This is a genomic window from Tenacibaculum sp. (genome assembly GCF_048269885.1).
Taxonomy (GTDB): domain Bacteria; phylum Bacteroidota; class Bacteroidia; order Flavobacteriales; family Flavobacteriaceae; genus Polaribacter.
The window spans coordinates 165,423-183,165 of sequence record NZ_JBLWTZ010000003.1 but is presented as its reverse complement, the minus strand read 5'-3'; the positions used below and the strand labels follow the sequence as shown (position 1 = coordinate 183,165).

At 32.3% G+C, this 17,743-nt stretch carries 17 protein-coding genes and 1 other RNA gene; 13 read left to right on the top strand and 5 right to left on the bottom strand.

Translation table 11 applies throughout. The features are described from left to right. The first annotated feature begins 28 nt into the window (after positions 1–28). The 11 genes from rplS to ACN0WY_RS03595 all read left to right on the top strand — a co-directional run bounded on the left by rplS (position 29) and on the right by ACN0WY_RS03595 (position 12,003). On the top strand, positions 29–376 hold the full coding sequence (gene rplS / locus ACN0WY_RS03645; protein ID WP_330488199.1) for a 50S ribosomal protein L19: 348 nt from the start codon (positions 29–31) through the stop codon (positions 374–376). Between the two features lie 715 nt (positions 377–1,091). Beyond that, positions 1,092–3,317 carry an NADP-dependent isocitrate dehydrogenase gene (locus tag ACN0WY_RS03640; protein WP_417799585.1) on the top strand — a complete coding sequence of 742 codons (2,226 nt, stop codon included), beginning with the start codon at positions 1,092–1,094 and terminating at the stop codon, positions 3,315–3,317. Positions 3,318–3,510: 193 nt separating this feature from the next. After that, positions 3,511–4,326 carry an N-acetylmuramic acid 6-phosphate etherase gene (gene murQ, locus ACN0WY_RS03635; RefSeq protein ID WP_330488201.1) on the top strand — a complete coding sequence of 272 codons (816 nt, stop codon included), beginning with the start codon at positions 3,511–3,513 and terminating at the stop codon, positions 4,324–4,326. Further along, positions 4,319–4,558, top strand: coding sequence for a DUF6095 family protein (locus ACN0WY_RS03630; protein ID WP_330488202.1), 240 nt, complete (start codon positions 4,319–4,321; stop codon positions 4,556–4,558). Before murQ ends, ACN0WY_RS03630 begins: the two co-directional genes overlap by 8 nt. Positions 4,559–4,561: 3 nt before the next feature. Beyond that, entirely contained in the window at positions 4,562–5,614 is a 1,053-nt protein-coding gene (locus ACN0WY_RS03625) for a D-alanine--D-alanine ligase (RefSeq protein ID WP_330488203.1), read from the top strand. 88 nt (positions 5,615–5,702) lie between these two features. Further along, positions 5,703–6,650, top strand: a complete 948-nt coding sequence (locus ACN0WY_RS03620; RefSeq protein WP_417799584.1) for a hypothetical protein — start codon at positions 5,703–5,705, stop codon at positions 6,648–6,650. 47 nt (positions 6,651–6,697) lie between these two features. After that, positions 6,698–7,405: a hypothetical protein gene (locus tag ACN0WY_RS03615; RefSeq protein WP_417799583.1), complete on the top strand. Its 708-nt coding sequence runs from the start codon at positions 6,698–6,700 to the stop codon at positions 7,403–7,405. Positions 7,406–7,410: 5 nt separating this feature from the next. Next, positions 7,411–8,280, top strand: coding sequence for a hypothetical protein (locus ACN0WY_RS03610; protein ID WP_417799582.1), 870 nt, complete (start codon positions 7,411–7,413; stop codon positions 8,278–8,280). A gap of 86 nt (positions 8,281–8,366) precedes the next feature. Then, complete coding sequence (locus ACN0WY_RS03605) at positions 8,367–9,182, top strand: hypothetical protein (RefSeq protein ID WP_417799581.1); 816 nt, start codon at positions 8,367–8,369, stop codon at positions 9,180–9,182. A gap of 26 nt (positions 9,183–9,208) precedes the next feature. Beyond that, the gene (locus tag ACN0WY_RS03600; protein ID WP_417799580.1) at positions 9,209–10,822 is read left to right on the top strand and encodes a hypothetical protein; all 1,614 of its coding nucleotides are present in this window, start codon (positions 9,209–9,211) and stop codon (positions 10,820–10,822) included. 8 nt (positions 10,823–10,830) lie between these two features. Then, positions 10,831–12,003, top strand: a complete 1,173-nt coding sequence (locus ACN0WY_RS03595) for a gliding motility-associated C-terminal domain-containing protein (protein ID WP_417799579.1) — start codon at positions 10,831–10,833, stop codon at positions 12,001–12,003. Here ACN0WY_RS03595 and ACN0WY_RS03590 read toward each other — a convergent pair whose 3' ends face one another. Next, positions 12,004–12,498 (bottom strand): DinB family protein, encoded by a 495-nt coding sequence (locus ACN0WY_RS03590; protein ID WP_330488209.1) that lies wholly within the window; start codon positions 12,496–12,498, stop codon positions 12,004–12,006. A gap of 239 nt (positions 12,499–12,737) precedes the next feature. On the opposite strand from ACN0WY_RS03590, the gene ACN0WY_RS03585 reads away from it, so the two are divergent. Next, on the top strand, positions 12,738–13,460 hold the full coding sequence (locus ACN0WY_RS03585; RefSeq protein WP_417799578.1) for a hypothetical protein: 723 nt from the start codon (positions 12,738–12,740) through the stop codon (positions 13,458–13,460). A gap of 57 nt (positions 13,461–13,517) precedes the next feature. On the opposite strand, the gene rny is transcribed toward ACN0WY_RS03585, so the two are convergent. From rny to ACN0WY_RS03565, 4 genes are all read right to left on the bottom strand, one after another. Next, complete coding sequence (gene rny, locus ACN0WY_RS03580) at positions 13,518–15,083, bottom strand: ribonuclease Y (protein WP_330488211.1); 1,566 nt, start codon at positions 15,081–15,083, stop codon at positions 13,518–13,520. A gap of 49 nt (positions 15,084–15,132) precedes the next feature. Next, positions 15,133–15,241, bottom strand: a non-coding RNA gene (ssrS, locus tag ACN0WY_RS03575) — 6S RNA. Positions 15,242–15,299: 58 nt separating this feature from the next. After that, positions 15,300–15,587, bottom strand: a complete 288-nt coding sequence (locus ACN0WY_RS03570; RefSeq protein WP_330488212.1) for a cell division protein ZapA — start codon at positions 15,585–15,587, stop codon at positions 15,300–15,302. 16 nt (positions 15,588–15,603) lie between these two features. Then, entirely contained in the window at positions 15,604–15,894 is a 291-nt protein-coding gene (locus tag ACN0WY_RS03565; protein WP_330488213.1) for a hypothetical protein, read from the bottom strand. A 147-nt stretch (positions 15,895–16,041) separates the two neighbouring features. Here ACN0WY_RS03565 and ACN0WY_RS03560 point away from each other — a divergent pair, with 147 nt between their 5' ends. After that, positions 16,042–17,739: a M23 family metallopeptidase gene (locus ACN0WY_RS03560; RefSeq protein WP_330488214.1), complete on the top strand. Its 1,698-nt coding sequence runs from the start codon at positions 16,042–16,044 to the stop codon at positions 17,737–17,739. Positions 17,740–17,743 lie beyond the last annotated feature (4 nt).

Sequence of the window (17,743 nt, the reverse complement as noted above, 5' to 3'; positions counted from 1 at the left end):
CTTTTATACAACCATAAATAACAAGAAAATGGATTTAGTAAAATTTGTTCAAGACGAATTTGTAACAAAAAACGAATTACCAGAATTTGCAGCTGGTGATACTATTACAGTATACTACGAAATTAGAGAAGGAGACAAAGTTCGTACTCAGTTCTTTAGAGGAGTTGTTATCCAAAAAAGAGGAAGTGGAGCTTCTGAAACATTTACTATTAGAAAAATGTCTGGTACTGTAGGTGTTGAGCGTATCTTCCCTATTAACTTACCAACTATCCAAAAGATTGAGATCAACAAAAAAGGAAAAGTACGTAGAGCACGTATTTACTACTTTAGAGGTCTTACTGGTAAGAAAGCAAAAATTAAAGAAAAAAGACGCTAAAAATTTTTTCTCAAAAGAAATTAAAAAACACTGTGATTTTCACAGTGTTTTTTTATTCATATTTGTTAATAAAACCACACACTTAACTTGTTGATAACAAAATGATTAAAACGACAAAAAAGAAATGATTATTCCTTATCTTTGAAAGAGAGTTTACAAAAAGTGACGTCAGAATTACAGTTAACTGTACCAATCACCTAAAGTAAACCTTTAAAGTAACGTTCTTTATATATTTTGTTTTTAAACCTAATTAAGGCTAAATAAAATCATCCTAATTTTTGATTAATTGTAAGTTATTCGTAATTTATAGTTTTCTAGTTATAAGTTTATAAGTATTATTGGTGTAAGTTTAGCTTAACTAAGTTGTTTAAAAACATCGAAGTTTTTATTTTATAAATGATCTAATTTATAGGGTGAAACTTCTTTTGAAATAGCAATGTAGCTTTTTCTAAGGAAAAAGCATAAACACTGTTTTTATTTGATAATGTAGCAATACAAGTCAGTACCTCTTACTATTTCAAGAAAGCCATATCAATTACAAGAAATTGTTTGATATGGCTTTTATTTTTAATAACAAATTCTCTATTTAGTCTTTTTAAATTATCATATTCACAATAAAACACCTTAATTAATAATAATTTACTATCAAAAAACTCAACCGTAATTCTTAAATTTGCGTCACTTCAAAATACAATTTAATTTATTACTTATACATATGAATAAGACTGCTAAAATTATGTACACAAAAACGGATGAAGCTCCCGCATTAGCTACTCGTTCGTTTTTACCAATCGTAAAAGCTTTTACAAAATCATCTAACATAGAAGTAGAAACCAAAGATATTTCTCTTGCTGGTCGTATTCTTGCTAATTTCTCAGACTTTTTACCTAAAGAACAACAAGTTGAAGACGCTTTGGCTTTTTTAGGAGATTTAGCAAAAAAACCAGAAGCTAATATTATAAAACTTCCCAACATTTCTGCTTCTGTTCCTCAGTTAAAAGCAGCAATAAAAGAATTACAAGCTTTGGGCTATGCTTTACCTGACTACCCAGAAGAAGCTACCACCGATGAAGAAAAAGCAGTTTTAGCACGTTATAATAAAGTAAAAGGTTCTGCAGTAAACCCTGTTTTACGTGAAGGTAACTCTGATCGTAGAGCTCCAAAAGCTGTAAAAAACTACGCAAAAAAGAATCCTCATTCAATGGGAGCTTGGAGTGCTGACTCTAAAACTCATGTTTCTACAATGACAGAAGGAGATTTTGCACACAGTGAAAAATCAGTTACTGTACCTAATGCAACTGATGTACAAATTGTACATACAGATGCTAACGGAAACAAAACTGTTTTAAAAGAAAAGGTATCATTACTTGCTGAAGAAGTAATTGATGCTTCTGTTATGAGTAAAAAAGCACTATTAACTTTCTTAGATGAGCAAGTTAAAGATGCTAACGATAAAGGAGTTTTATTCTCTTTACACATGAAAGCAACCATGATGAAGGTTTCAGACCCTATTATATTTGGTCACGCTGTTCGTGTTTTCTTTAAAGATTTATTTGCTAAGCACGGTGATACTTTTAAAGAAATTGGAGTTGATGTGAACAACGGATTTGGTAACTTATTAAGTAATTTAGAAGAGTTATCAGCTGATAAAAAAGCGGCAATTTTAGCAGATATTGAAGCTATTTACACTAGTAATCCTGATGTAGCTATGGTAAATTCTGACAAAGGAATTACCAATTTACACGTTCCTTCTGATGTAATAATTGATGCTTCTATGCCAGCAATGATTCGTACTTCAGGACAAATGTGGAATAAAGAAGGTAAACAACAAGATACTAAAGCTGTGATTCCTGATAGTTCTTATGCTGGTTTATACCAAGAAACTATCGATTTCTGTATTAAAAATGGAGCTTTCGATCCTACTACAATGGGAACGGTTCCTAACGTAGGCTTAATGGCTCAAAAAGCAGAAGAATATGGTTCTCACGATAAAACTTTTGAAATCGCTACAGATGGAAAAGTTGAAGTTATTGATGCTAACGGAACTACCTTATTAACACATACTGTTGAAGCTGGTGATATTTGGAGAATGTGCCAAACAAAAGATGCTCCTATTCAAGACTGGGTAAAATTAGCGGTTACTCGTGCAAGAGCTACAGGAGTTCCTGCTGTTTTCTGGTTAGGAAAAGAAAGAGCACACGATGCAGAAATTATCAAAAAAGTAGAAAAGTATTTACAAGATCATGATACTACAGGTTTAGAAATTAAAATCTTATCTCAAGTAGAAGCTACCAAATATACTTTAGAAAGAGTTAAAGAAGGAAAAGACACTATTTCTGTAACAGGAAATGTATTACGTGATTATTTAACAGATCTTTTTCCTATTTTAGAATTAGGAACTTCAGCTAAAATGTTATCTATCGTTCCATTAATGAACGGTGGTGGATTATTTGAAACGGGTGCTGGTGGATCTGCTCCTAAACATGTTCAACAATTAGTTGAAGAAAACCACTTACGTTGGGATTCATTAGGAGAATTCTTAGCTTTAGCTGTTTCTTTAGAGCATTTAGGGAAAACTAACGACAACAATAAGGCCAAGATATTAGCGGAAACTTTAGATGATGCTACTGATAAGTTGTTAGACAATAAAAAAGGACCATCAAGAAAAACAGGAGAGTTAGACAACAGAGGTTCTCATTTTTATTTAGCTATGTATTGGGCAGAAGCGTTGGCATCTCAAGACAAAGATTCAGCTTTAAAAGCTCAGTTTACACCTATAGCTGCAAAAATGGCTGCAAATGAAACAACAATTGTAGAAGAGTTAAATTCAGTGCAAGGAAAAACTGTAAACATTGGTGGATATTACGAACCTAATAACGATTTAGCTAATGCAGTTATGCAACCTAGTAAAACTCTTAATGAAATTTTACAAAGCATCTAATGAAATTAGTTATCTAAAATAAAAAAGCAGGTGATAAAATCACCTGCTTTTTTATTTAAAAATACCCTAAGCTAATGAGCATACCAGCAACTGTCTCTGAATTGCTATTTCTTAAGCTCAGAGTTTACAATACAGCAAAATTATAATCGTCACATTCTAATATCTTAAAACTTTTAATTAGTAAATTTGAAACATGAAATTTATCAAAACAACCGAACAAGATTCTAACTACCATAATTTAGAAAAAATGAGTCTTTCAGAGTTATTGTTTAACATTAATAAAGAAGACAAAACGGTTCCTTTGGCTGTAGAAAAAGCACTTCCTCAAATAGAAAAGCTCACAAAACAAATTGTTTTAAACTTAAAAAAAGGAGGGCGATTGTTTTATATTGGTGCTGGTACTAGTGGTCGGTTAGGTATTGTAGATGCTAGTGAATGTCCTCCTACTTTTGGTGTTCCTCACGAATTAGTTATTGGACTAATCGCTGGTGGTGACTACGCCATTAGAAAAGCTGTTGAATTTGCTGAGGATTCGACAAATCAAGGATGGAAAGACCTACAAGAGCATCAAGTTTCATCAAAAGATGTTGTAGTGGGTATTGCTGCATCTGGCACAACCCCTTATGTTATTTCTGCCTTAGAAGAATGTAATAATAATGGTATTATTACAGGCTGTATAACCTGTAACCAAGGAAGTCCTTTGGCGCTAACTGCTCAATTTCCGATTGAAGTCGTTGTAGGCCCTGAGTTTGTAACTGGAAGCTCTCGAATGAAAGCTGGAACAGCACAGAAATTAGTGTTAAATATGCTTTCTACAGCTAGTATGATTCAATTAGGAAGAGTTAAAGGAAATAAAATGGTAGATATGCAACTATCGAATAACAAACTAGTAGATAGGGGAGAAAAAATGTTAGCTTCTGAATTAAATATCGACCAAAAAACGGCTAGTGAACTATTAAAAAAATATGGAAGTGTTCGTGAAGCAATAAAAAATGTTACCAATGAATAAACCTACCACTTTTGAAACAGGTATAAAAAAGCTTCTTATTTTTTTAGGCTTATTAATTGTTGCTCCTTTGGTATTAAGTGTTGCGTTTAAAGCTTTACGAGCTTTTAAAGAAACTCCAAAGATTTTTATTGCCTACGCCTTGCTTACAATTGGTATTTTATTAATACTATTTACCGTATATTATGGCTTTAAAACATTTAAAACCATATTAGATCACCTTTTCAGTAAATAACTTTTGATTAAAAATAATTCCATAAAAAAAATAACAGATTGGGAGCATTGGCCATCCGCTATGTTTTATCTCCCTAATCTTCCATACGCTTTTTATTTAGCTTTTAAAGCCAAACATTTGGCTTTTTTTAGCGCTGCTAATCCATGTATAAAAAGCTCAGGAAATGGCACAGAAAGTAAGTACGAAACAATTTTATTAGTTCCTGAAAAACACCGACCAAAGTCAGTTTTAATTAAACCAAATACTGATTTTGAAATCGTTTATAAAAATATTCAAAAACAAAAAATCAACTTTCCATTAATTGCTAAACCTGATATAGGCTTTAGAGGCTTGTTGGTTGAAAAAATAGCCTCAAAAAAAGCCTTAAAAAACTATCTTGAAAAATATGCTATTGATATTATTATTCAAGAGTTCTTAGACTATGAAAATGAGTGTGGCATATTTTACCACAGGAACCCCAAAGAAGATACAGGTAAAATTTCTTCCTTAACGCTAAAACGTTTTTTATCTGTTACTGGAGACGGAACCTCTACTTTAAAAGAATTAATTTTGGCTGATGAAAGAGCCAAATTGTACCTAGATTTATTTGCCAAAATCCATCTAGACAAACTTATGGAAATTCCTATTAAAAATAAGGTTATTAAACTTACAGCTGTGGGAAATCATTCCAAAGGAACTCAGTTTATTAATGGTAATTATTTAATAAGTGATAAACTAACAGCCACCTTTGACAAACTAAGTAAATCAATTCCTGGTTGGTACTATGGACGAATTGATTTAAAATACAATACTTTTCAAGAATTAGAGGAAGGCATAAATTTTAAAATACTAGAAATTAACGGAATTATAGCAGAACCTACTCATATTTACGATTCGCAAAACTACACCTATTTAAAAGCCTTAAAAGCTATAAGAACACATTGGAAATCACTTTTTACTATTGCTATTACAAACCACAAAAATTTTAACACCCCCTACAAAGATTCTCTGAGCTTTCTTAATGAAATTATTTTATTAAAAAAGTATACAAAAAAAATTAAACGTCTCTCCAAATAAAAAATCTTTTCTATATTTGTAAGTGAATACATGTTCATGTATTATAAGAATCCCCCCGAGTCTTAAGAACAATTAATTATTTAGCTGAATGGGAAGAAGATTATTTTTTTATTTACTTCTTTTTTGTGTTATTATTCCTACTTTTTCACAAGTAAAAGTAGGAGAAAATCCTTCTTCTATAGATTCAAATTCTATTTTAGAGTTAGAAAGTCCAGACAAAGTTTTAGTCATCAGTAGAATGACTAATGCTCAAATGAGTGCTATCCAACCTTTACGAGGAGCTTTGGTTTTTAACACCGACGAAAACTGTGTGTTTATGTATGACGGTAGTACTTGGAGAAGTTTGTGTGCTTCAGGAACCAGAGAAAGTATTGATGTTACTACTTCTTCCACCGCACCTACAGATAATGAAGTAGGTGATTTTTGGATTAATAATACTCAAAATAACACTACTAGTATTTGGGATGGAACTAGTTGGATTTCTATAGATAACAACCCAAGAAGAGGTAACGGAGCACCTAATGCTGGCAGTGCTCCCAATCCAACACCTGGAGATGTTTATGTAGATACAACCACCGGTATAATTTATGCTTATGATGGTACAACTTGGGTGACGTCTAACACAACACCATCTGCAAATAACGGACTTTTAATAAACGCTAGTAATACTATTCAATTAGGCGGCGTGTTAATTCAACCTACCACTATTGAAACTAGTACTACAAATACATTAGCTATTAGTGGTTTAGAAAATGGAAATACTACAACTGACGATATAGTTACAGTAGACAGAACCACTGGGGTTTTGAAAAAAATAACCAGTTCTAATTTACTAAGAGAAGACGTTACAAAAATTACAGCTACAGATGGACAAGTAACATTTACTGGTCTTATATTATATACAACTGATAAAATTAATGTATACAGAAACGGAGTTAGAATCGATTTTACCGTAGACAATCCTACAACAATTACCATAGAACCTGATGCTATATGCTATGCAGGTGATGAAATACGAATAGTTCAACTTTATTAATAATAATCCTCAATTCAAAATTTTAAAAACAATTTAATTATCAATTTATGAAAACAATTACAAACAAATTTAAAATAGCTCTACTTGCCGTTGGTTTCTTAGTAGTTGGTACTGTTAGTGCACAAACAACTGATGCTACTAGCGCCAATATAACTAAAGCTAATGCAGATGGTGAAACAATTAGATTAATTGACAATAAAGGTACTATTAAATACCTACAATCAAATAATGGTATTACAACTATTACTTCAACAACAGCTGGTAATAGAACTACCACTACATGGCAATTAGGGGGTACTTTAAATGAAAACACCTACATTGATGTTGATGGAAATGCTTTCGCTTTAGATGGTATCGAATTAGTAACTGTAGGAACTGGTGCTGGTGAATTACAAGCCTCTACTGATGCTACTACTGAATCTGATCATGGTACAGGAACTGGCTTCACTATTTTAGTTAGAGATGAAGCTACTGGTGCTACAAAAAAGTTATTAGCTACTGACTTAATTCAAAGTGGTCGTGAAGAATATACGGCTGATGCTGCAGCTGAGACTGCTAATTCTGCTACAATAACAGTTACAGGCATGCCTTTGAATGCTTCTAAAGTATTAGTATATAGAAATGGAGCTAAACTAAGAGCTGGGACTGATTATACTTTAACTACCGATACAGTTACTCTTGTTCCTCAAACAACAGCTCCTTATGACTGGAATATTTATGCTGATGACTTTTTTGAAGTTCACTGGATTAAATAATTTTAATGCCTTCTAATAGTATTAAACATATTAAACTATTTATATTTACTTCCTATGCATTGGTACTATTTACTTTTAGTATCAATGCACAAGAAGTTAGGGTTATTGATAATAAAGGAACTATACAAACAGTTAACAACAATACTGTAACTACCTCTGCAACAGCCCCTACACTTCCTGTTGAAAACGATGTTTGGTTCGATACTACCAACAATCAAATAAAAATATATGATACTGTAGATGGTTGGAAGTTAATCACATCAACTATAACTCAAAATATCTACACTTTTGACAACACTTTGACTAGTAATAGAACTTTAACTGGTGATGGAAATTCTTTACGTTTTACAGGTTTTAGTAGGTTTGATATTGATAACTCAGGATTTATAAATATCAACTCTACCAATGGTTCTTTAACTTTAAGAGCTAGAGACGGTATTGATTTACAAAACAGTAATGTTAGAATTTTTGAAAACCTTTCTGTAGCTAAAAGTTTTGTAGATAGTAATAATGATGCAGGCACCGCTGGACAAGTTTTATCTTCAACAGTTACTGGAACTGATTGGATTGATCCTAATTTAGCTAAAGTAGTAAACAAAACAACAAATTATACTTTAGTCCTAGCTGATAATGGAAAAGTTTTCACATTCAATAGTGCTGCTGATGTTACGCTAACAATTCCTGCAGGGTTACCAGTAGGATACAACATAAGTATTTATCAAATTGGTAATGGAAATGTCACCATTACTGGAGCTAGTGGTGTTACAGTTCTAAACAGATTATCTCGTTTTAAAACTGCAGGTAAAGATGCTGGAATAGGTTTAATAGCTACAGCTACAAATGTATTTCATTTAACAGGAGATTTAAAAAGGTAAACATGAAAAGATATATAACTATATTTTTTCTTTTTATAGTATTATTCAGCTACTCACAGATAGCTAGATATAATCACTTCCCTACAATGAAACCTCTTCACATACTGGATGGCAAACTAGATAATATAAGTTTTGCTTTTTCTATGCGGGTATTAGAAAGTGATTATAATGGTCCTATTATCAGGCTTAGGAGGGCTGGAGATAATGCAGAACAAGATTTTGGTTGGAGTGATGACGATATTGTTGATATTGCAGCGATAAATGCATGGAGAGGAGCTAATAATGTTTTTGTACACACATGGTATGATCAAAGTGGATTAGGAAGAAATGCTGTGCAAGTAACAAGAAACAGACAGCCTCTTTTTATTCCTGATATAAACAACCCACACTTTCAAGGCGATGGAAATGACGATCATTTATTAATTCACACTCCTAACGGTATTCAAGATGTAACTAATAATGGAAACCAAGGTACAGTTATAGGAGTAATGAGAGCTACCAGGAAAGCACAACATACATTTGGTGTATTAAATAACGCTAATCGTTGGTCTTCGCATGTAAACTGGAGTGATCAGAATTTATACTTTGACCCTGGTATTTGTTGCAACGGTACGCGTTCTTTCAATAATAATGGAAATGTTGGTGTTTGGGAAATATATTCTTTTATAAAAAATAACACTAATGTAATTGCTCGATCTGGAGGAATACAACGATTTAATGGAGCTCATGTAACTGGTAGATGTACTTTAAATACAGATTTCACCATAGGTTGGGCTAATGGTAATCAACCTCAATATCATGCCACGACTAGTTTTACCGAACTCATTATGTACAGAACGAACATAAATAATACACAAATACAAGAGATAGAACAAAATTCTATAACCTTTTGGAATATTTAGAGCCTCTATTCAGGTTCAACAAAGTTATGATAGCAATAATCTTTAAACTTAACCACATATATAATACTCTAAAATCATTAGCAATCCTTTTGATAATAACTTTCTCAAATACTGTTTCTTCTCAAGAGATAAGAGTTATTGATAATAAAGGAACTATTCAAAAGGTAAATAATAATAACGTTAGTACTTCTACAACTGCACCTACACTTCCAGTTGAAAATGATGTTTGGTTCGATACAACCAATAATGAAATAAAAATATATGATGTTATAGACGGATGGAAGTTAATTACTTCTATACTAGCGTCTCAAAACTTTTATACTGCTAACGGTAACCTAACAACAGACCGTACTTTGAGTGGCATCAATAATTTTGGATTAACATTAGAAAATCTAAATCACTTTCAGCTATTTAGTAATAGTGTTGAGGTAAATGGTACTAATAGCACCCAAATAAGATCTACTGGTGGTACAATGCAAATATCTTCTGGGACTTCTTCTCTAATTTCAGCAGGTACAACAATGGAACTTTCTGCTCCAAGTAATATTATGCTACAAAGTCCTACCGAATTTAACAGCACCTTATTAGATGTTAATAATTCTTCTGGTACTTCTGGTCAAATACTAAGCTCTACAGGCACTGGAATTGATTGGATAGATAGTCCCTCATTAAATAGTTGGCTTATTACAGGAAATAATGGAACAAACCCTAGCACTAATTTTTTAGGAACGACTGATGCCCAAGATTTAGTTTTAAGAGCTGGAAATATAGAAAAACTAAGACTTAACAATAACGTTGGACAAGTACTTGTTAATCAAGCTTCCGTTTTTAACACTCATCCTTTAGTTATAAAAGCTAATGGAGTTGATGTTTTAGCTTTTGAAGACAACACAGGAACTCCCAGATGGCACTGGAATCTTTTGGCAGATGGTTTAAACTTTGTAGAAAGTAATGTAGAAGATTACAGGCTCTTCTTAGAAAATGGAGGTGATGTTGGGATTAACACAAGTGACCCTACCGAAAAGTTGGATGTAAATGGAAGGTTCCGTGTTCGAGATATTCAAACGGTTACAAGTACTTCTGATATTTTAACAACAGACGTTAATGGTGTAGTACAAAAAAAAGCTTTATTAGCAACAGAAGCAAACAATCAAATCACTACTGGCACAAATGGTGGAGTATATTTAGGCCCAACTGTATACACTGGTACTTTTATAATCAACTCAAGCGGAAATATTACTGTAAACACATTACCTTTTCAACCTTCCCAAATTACCTTTGTTGCCCACGCAAATGTTGAATCTTTTAACTTAGATACAGATAATGGTGTAGGCAATAACAATACTGGAATAGCCAATTCATTTGGTACTATGAATGGTTTTGCAAGAGATAATGGTGGTACTATAACTCAGCAAGTTATTTATGTTGGTGGTAGTGGTAATTCTATTAACGACATATCAAGGTTTGCTTCTTCATCAAACTGTATAGGCTTAAGGTATAGTAATCAAAACGGTAACGACCTTGGTAAAATTACAGCTTCGCTTACTTCTTTTAACACTAACGGCTTTACTATTAATGTAAGTAGAACTAATAATGCAAGTAGTGAAAACCTTGTTGTATTATACACCTCCTACAAATAAAATGAGATATGAAAAAACTGTTGCTCTTTATATTTATTAATACTACTTATGTAGTAACAGCACAAAACGCTTTTCACAATTCAGGTAACGTCCAATTACATGATGGTGCTAAAATTGGTTTTCACACCAACATCGTTAATAATGGCACGTTAGATAACTATACAGGTTTTGCTGGTTTTTATGCTGATAACGAGGTTAGAACTATTTCTGGAACTAATCAAGTTACCTTTTTTAATGTAGAAATTGATGCACTACAAAACTTAGAATTGTTTAATTCTTTAGGAGTACGCAATCAGTTAAGTTTTATTAATGGGCAAGTCATCACCCCCAGAAATAACACAAATATTTCCTTCGATTTTATAGATTATGACTTCTATGCAGGTGAAGATAATGAACGACATATAAACGGATACACCTCTTTAAAACAAGGTAACAAAAACACTTCTAGTTTTTCTTTTCCTATAGGAGACGGAGCAATGCTACGTCCAATGAGCTTACCTCACACTAATGAATACTGCTTTTTTAAGGGAGCTTATTTTTACGAAGACCCTAATTTTCCAACTACTTTTACTGTTAATTTTTTAACAGACCAAAAACAAGCTCTAATTGAAAATATTAGCACTATTGAATTTTGGGATTTAGACGGAAAAAATGAAACCCAGATTACATTAACATGGAATAGTCGTAGTGATATTGCTTCTTTAGCGAATCAAATTTCGCAATTAATTGTAGTAGGTTGGAGTAAAACTGAAAGTCAATGGGTAAATTTAGACGTATTAAGGGTTACTGGAGATTTGTCTGAAGGAGCAATTACATCAGCTGCATTTATTCCTGACAATTATGAAGTAATTACTATCGGCTCATTACTAGATGATAAAATTAAAACCAATAATAACAACATTTTAATTTCTCCAAATGGCGACAATCTTAACGACTTCTTGGTTTTTGACGAGGTAAATGAATACACTCACAACAAGCTGGTTATTTATAACCGTTGGGGAAATATTGTGTACCAAACTGAAGACTATAAAAATGATTGGGATGGTACCTCTAATGGTAGAGCAACCATTAACAGAGAAGATAAACTTCCAGCAGCAACCTATTTCTACTACCTAGAATTGGGAGATGAACCAAATGCGTATCAAAAACTTAAGAAGGGCTGGGTTTATATTAACCGATAATTATTTTACTAACACTTTTTTTGGAGTAGTAGGGTTATATCCAAAATCGGCATCCGGCAATTCTATCCCTAATTGATTTATAATAAACCCGATACTAGCAAAATGATGTATTGCATGACTGTGCGCTTGTATCAAAGCGCTACCTAAAGTATAATTTGCCGTAACCTTTCCTGTTCCTAAATCGTCAGTAACAGCAATAATTGTATCAAAATCTTCCGTCTTTAAACAATATAATTGTTCAATAACTTCATTAAAATATGCAATACCAGAGGCTGTTTTTTGCTCTGCTAATTGATTGCGCTCTCTATCAGAAAAATCAACACATTTTTTATTTAATCCATTAAAAATACAGGCAAAGACATCTAAAATATGTCTCATATTAGCCCCTATACTCGAATAATAAGGTGGAATAGATGTATCACTGTATTGTTCATCACTAATCGCTTCCAATAGTTTAATTCCTCTTTGTAAATTTTTATCAATAGCTGCTATCATTCGTACCTATAAGTTTTCAAGTAAGTCGTATAAATATAGAACTTTTTACGGGGACAAATAAATTATTTTTCCAATTCAAAATAAGATACTATATATCAGCCACCTAACACAAAAAAGCTTTTTATATTAACTCTTTAAAAAAGTGTTAATATATTTTTTGGCACGTTCTTTGAAAAACATACAACAACTGCGGAAGCCGAAAAGCATATAGAGTAAGCATAACCCTAAAATTAGCAATTATGAGAACAGGGATACTATTATTATTAGCAATGATGTCATTAACAACTGTAAATGCCGACAACATTGAAAAATCAACTAGCAAAATTGGGGTTACAAACCGTTATAATGACGCTGTTACCTTTGTTGAAAGAGGAATCCAATTTCATGTATTTTTAAACGGAGATTTCGACTTTAATACCCACTACGATCGATATTCAGATTACGGTGTACGTATAAAACGTGATAGAAGAGGTCGTGTTAGAAGTGTAGGAAATGTGTATATAAATTACGATGCCAGAGGAAATGTAAAAAGAATTGGTAGTGTATTTATGAGGTATAAGTTCGGAAACTTATTTAAAGTAGGAAACCTGCATATCCAATACGATAGATGGGGAAATCCAAGGTTTAGAGGATATGTAAAACCAGGAGGACATCACCATTATGGAGATGATCAGTATTATTACGATGATGGGGTTGATGTAAATATCGATATAAATATAGGTGATATTTTTGATTATGACGATGTATATTTTTACAGAAAAGACTTTGGAAGAAACTATCGTCAGTTTAGAGAAGACACTAATTTTTACTACTATAGAGCCTTACCAAATGCTAAAATTGGAAAGCGTAGTAAAATTATAAAAAGACGTAAACACAAAGCTTTCAAAAATAAAAAGTACAACAATAAGTACAGAAAAGGAAAGCCTGAACAAAAAGGGAAATCGAGAAGAAACCATGAGTAAACAAAAATCCCTCATCAAAACTGATGAGGGATTTTTTATTTTATAAAGTACCGCAAACTATTTAGCTACGTTAACCGCTCTGGTTTCTCTAATTACCGTTACTTTAACCTGTCCAGGATAAGTCATATCGTTCTGAATCTTTTGAGAAATATTAAATGATAATTCAGCAGCTTTAGTATCGTTTACTTTAGCACTTTCTACCATAACTCTTAATTCACGTCCGGCTTGGATAGCATAGGCTTTTTGCACTCCGTTAAATCCGAAAGCAATATCTTCTAAATCTTTTAAACGTTGAATATAAGAATCTAACACTTGACGACGGGCACCTGGTCTTGCTCCAGAAATTGCATCACATACTTGAACGATAGGAGCTATTAAGCTCTTCATTTCAATTTCATCGTGGTGAGCCCCAATTGCATTACATACATCTGGCTTCTCTCCATATTTTTCAGCCCATTGCATTCCTAATAATGCGTGTGGTAATTCACTTTCTGTTTCAGGTACTTTACCAATATCGTGTAATAAACCTGCACGCTTAGCTGCTTTAGCATTTAAGCCCATTTCAGCAGCCATAAGACCACAAAGGTTTGCCACTTCACGTGAGTGCTGCAATAAGTTCTGACCATAAGAAGAACGATACTTCATTCGTCCAACAGTTTTAATCAATTCAGGATGCAAACCGTGAATTCCTAAATCGATCACCGTACGCTTACCCACTTCAATAATTTCTTGAGTAATTTGCTTTTCGGTTTTCTTAACAATTTCTTCAATTCTTGCTGGGTGAATTCTTCCATCTGTAACCAATTTATGCATAGATAAACGAGCTATTTCACGACGAACAGGATCAAAACACGATAAAATAATTGCTTCAGGGGTATCATCAACAATAATCTCAACTCCTGTTGCAGATTCTAAAGCACGAATATTTCGCCCTTCTCTACCAATAATTCGACCTTTAACATCGTCTGACTCTAAATTGAAAACCGAAACACAATTTTCTACAGCTTGCTCTACTCCCACTCTTTGAATCGTATTTAAAACTACCTTACGTGCTTCTTGTTGCGCAGTCATTTTAGCTTCTTCAATAGTGTCTTGAATGAAAGACATAGCATCAGATTTTGCTTCGTCTTTTAACGATGCTACCAATTCTGTTTTAGCTTCATCAGCAGATAGTCCAGAAATCTGCTCAAGCATATCTACGTGACGCTTGTGCATTTTTTCTAATTCTGACTCTTTTTTTTCTAAGAACTCTAATTTATAATCAAAATCAGCTTCTTTCTTTTCTAACTGTTTGTTTAGTTTTTTGGTTTTATCTAGTTCTGATGATACTTGACTTTCTTTATCTCTTATTCTTTTTTCAACATCAGAAACTTTCTTTTCTCTAGATAAAATTACTTTTTCGTGTTCAGACTTAAGCTCTATAAACTTTTCTTTAGCTTGTAAAATCTTGTCTTTCTTTATTGCTTCGGCTTCTACTTTAGCTTCCTTAAGAATGCTATTGGCCTCTTTTTTTGTTTCTTGTATTAATTTATTTGCATTAGATTTTTCTAACATTTTAGCAATAAAAAAACCTACTGCTACACCTATAATTCCTGCTAAAACAGGAAATAATATTCCCTCCATAATTTTGATTTGATTGTATAAAAAAAGCCTACATTAATAGGGTTTTAAAAAACTCCAAAATAACAAGTTTAGGATTAACTGATTGATCAAGGATCCGAGGTAAAATCGGCTTGCTTTACTAACCACGACTCATCCTTTATAATTGAATAACGTTGAGTTTAACAAACAATGTACTAATGTAGGCAGTATATTAAATAATATATTTTAAAGAACGTTTTATAAATGATCTTCTAGCAAGTTAGTCAATTCATTTATCTTTTGCAATACCTCGGCTTTTTCTTTAGTATTTTTTAATGATACTATTTCTGCTTTTGACGCAAACTGTAAAGCACTCATGGCTAAAACATCTTGCTTATCTGCTACCGCATAACTTTGTTCAAACTTAGCTATCAATTCATTAATACTTTTTGCTGCCTTACGTAACCCTTCTTCTTCATCGGTACTATTCACACTTAATGGATACGTTCTACCAGCAATTACTACATTAACTTTTATCTTTGACATGCTAAAGAACTTTATATTATGTGTTCAAAAGAGTAATGCATTTATCAATCTCTCGAACCAAAGCATTTATTTTGAGTTTTGTTTCTCTTGTATTTTCGTTACTGCCCTCAATAGTTTTTGCAACTTTCAGCAAATTAAATTGTTTTTGCTGTTCTTCTAATTGCCTCTCTTTTTCTTGTAATAAAACTTGTAACTCCGCGTTATTTTGAAGTAAAACTTTATTTTCTTCTTTCAAAAACTCATAATTTGAAAGTAAGTTCTTCAACTTATCTTCCAGTAAATGAACTGCTTCTAAAGGGTTACTCATTTATTATAGAGAATAAAACTATTCTCACAAAGTTATTAATATAACTTATAATTAGCAACTCTTTTAGTATTTTTTACCAAAACACTGATTATGAACCCCTAAGGTTTTTAGTAGATTTTTACTAGTTTTGCTTTAAACTATTGCATTTTGAAATTTTATTGTTCTCTTATTTTATTCGTCTTTTTTATCAGTGGTAATGCTCAAAATAAGTACCCTCGAAATTACTTTTCAAACCCTTTAAAAATACCAGTAGTAGTATCAGGTACTTTTGGAGAGTTGCGTAGCAATCATTTTCATTCTGGTATAGATATGAAAACTCTTGGAAAAGAAGGTATTCCTATTCATGCTCCTGCTAATGGATATGTTTCTCGCATTAAAGTACAACAATATGGCTTTGGAAAAGCGTTGTATATAACTCACCCTAATGGTTACACAACTGTATATGCACATTTAAAACGATTTGAACCAAGCATTCAACAATATGTAAAAAGTATCCAGTATCAAAAAGAAAAATACAACACAGGAAACCTTTTTCTAAAACCAGATAAATTCCCTGTAAAAAAAGGACAGATAATAGGTTATACTGGCGACACAGGTAGCTCTGGCGGCCCGCACCTACACTATGAAATTAGAAATACGAAAACCGAACATATTATCAATCCGATGCTTTTTGGTTTAAATGCCGAAGATGATAAAACACCTACTGTTCAAAAATTAATGGCTTATCCGTTAAGTGATGATGCGAGAATTAACAATTCTGCTTTAGCATCTGTAGTTTCTTTTAAAAATAACGGCCATGGTAATTATATAGCTGAAAAAATAACCGCTAGCGGTACTATTGGCTTTGGTATTAGCGTATTTGACAGATTGAATGGTGCTTTGAACAAAAATGGAATTTATAGTTTAGAAATGAAGGTAAATGGTAAACGCATGTATTATCATGATCTTGAAACCTTTTCTTTTGCCGAAAGCAAATACATTAACCTGTTAATTGATTATAAACATTACAAAAACTATAAAAATAAAATACAAAAAACACATAAAGTAGAAGCCAACAAACTTAGTTTATATAAAGATTTAGTTAATAATGGAAAAATTCATATTGAAAATGGAGCGAATTACAGTATTGAAATTATTGCCAAAGATTTTAAACACAATACCTCTAAAGTAACCATACCTGTTAAAGGAATTGAAGCGAACTTAGTATACAAACAAAAAGATACCACCAACTATAAAGTTACCGCTGCTAGTTTTAATAAGTTCCATCTGAAAAATATAACTGTTGCTTTTCCAAAAAACACCTTTTACGAAGATTGCTTTATCGATTTTAAGGTAGAAAATGGTACTGCTAAAATTCACGACCCTACAATTCCTTTAGACAAACGTTATACGCTAACTTTTGAGACCTCTTTTTTAACAGAAAATCAAAAGCAACAGGTGTATATAGCTAATGTTACAAATCCTAAATATCCGAGGTATACATCTACAAGAAAAAAAATAGATAAGGTATATACGAGCACAAAGCTTTTAGGTAGTTATGCTTTGCGTTTCGATACTGAAAAACCAACTATTCAATTATATAACTTTAGCAATAATCAATGGATTTCTAAAAACAAAACTCTTAAAGTTAAAATTGGAGATAAAGATACTGGTATTAAAAATTACCGTGCTACTATTGATGGTGAATGGGTTTTAATGGAGTATAATCATAAAAAAAGAATCTTAACGTACGATTTTAATGATAAAAAGTTGGTAGGTAGCAAACATATTTTTAAACTTGTAGTCTCTGATAATGTGGGTAATACTGAAACAGTTTCAGCAACATTTTTCAGAAAAGTAAACTAAACAA

Bases quoted from the DNA above. Each gene is read 5' to 3' on its own strand.
- rplS (WP_330488199.1), top strand. From the start codon at position 29: ATGGATTTAGTAAAATTTGTTCAAGACGAATTTGTAACAAAAAACGAA.
- ACN0WY_RS03640 (WP_417799585.1), top strand. From the start codon at position 1,092: ATGAATAAGACTGCTAAAATTATGTACACAAAAACGGATGAAGCTCCC.
- murQ (WP_330488201.1), top strand. From the start codon at position 3,511: ATGAAATTTATCAAAACAACCGAACAAGATTCTAACTACCATAATTTA.
- ACN0WY_RS03630 (WP_330488202.1), top strand. From the start codon at position 4,319: ATGAATAAACCTACCACTTTTGAAACAGGTATAAAAAAGCTTCTTATT.
- ACN0WY_RS03620 (WP_417799584.1), top strand. From the start codon at position 5,703: ATGGGAAGAAGATTATTTTTTTATTTACTTCTTTTTTGTGTTATTATT.
- ACN0WY_RS03615 (WP_417799583.1), top strand. From the start codon at position 6,698: ATGAAAACAATTACAAACAAATTTAAAATAGCTCTACTTGCCGTTGGT.
- ACN0WY_RS03610 (WP_417799582.1), top strand. From the start codon at position 7,411: ATGCCTTCTAATAGTATTAAACATATTAAACTATTTATATTTACTTCC.
- ACN0WY_RS03605 (WP_417799581.1), top strand. From the start codon at position 8,367: ATGAAACCTCTTCACATACTGGATGGCAAACTAGATAATATAAGTTTT.
- ACN0WY_RS03600 (WP_417799580.1), top strand. From the start codon at position 9,209: ATGATAGCAATAATCTTTAAACTTAACCACATATATAATACTCTAAAA.
- ACN0WY_RS03595 (WP_417799579.1), top strand. From the start codon at position 10,831: ATGAAAAAACTGTTGCTCTTTATATTTATTAATACTACTTATGTAGTA.
- ACN0WY_RS03590 (WP_330488209.1), bottom strand. From the start codon at position 12,498: ATGATAGCAGCTATTGATAAAAATTTACAAAGAGGAATTAAACTATTG.
- ACN0WY_RS03585 (WP_417799578.1), top strand. From the start codon at position 12,738: ATGAGAACAGGGATACTATTATTATTAGCAATGATGTCATTAACAACT.
- rny (WP_330488211.1), bottom strand. From the start codon at position 15,083: ATGGAGGGAATATTATTTCCTGTTTTAGCAGGAATTATAGGTGTAGCA.
- ACN0WY_RS03570 (WP_330488212.1), bottom strand. From the start codon at position 15,587: ATGTCAAAGATAAAAGTTAATGTAGTAATTGCTGGTAGAACGTATCCA.
- ACN0WY_RS03565 (WP_330488213.1), bottom strand. From the start codon at position 15,894: ATGAGTAACCCTTTAGAAGCAGTTCATTTACTGGAAGATAAGTTGAAG.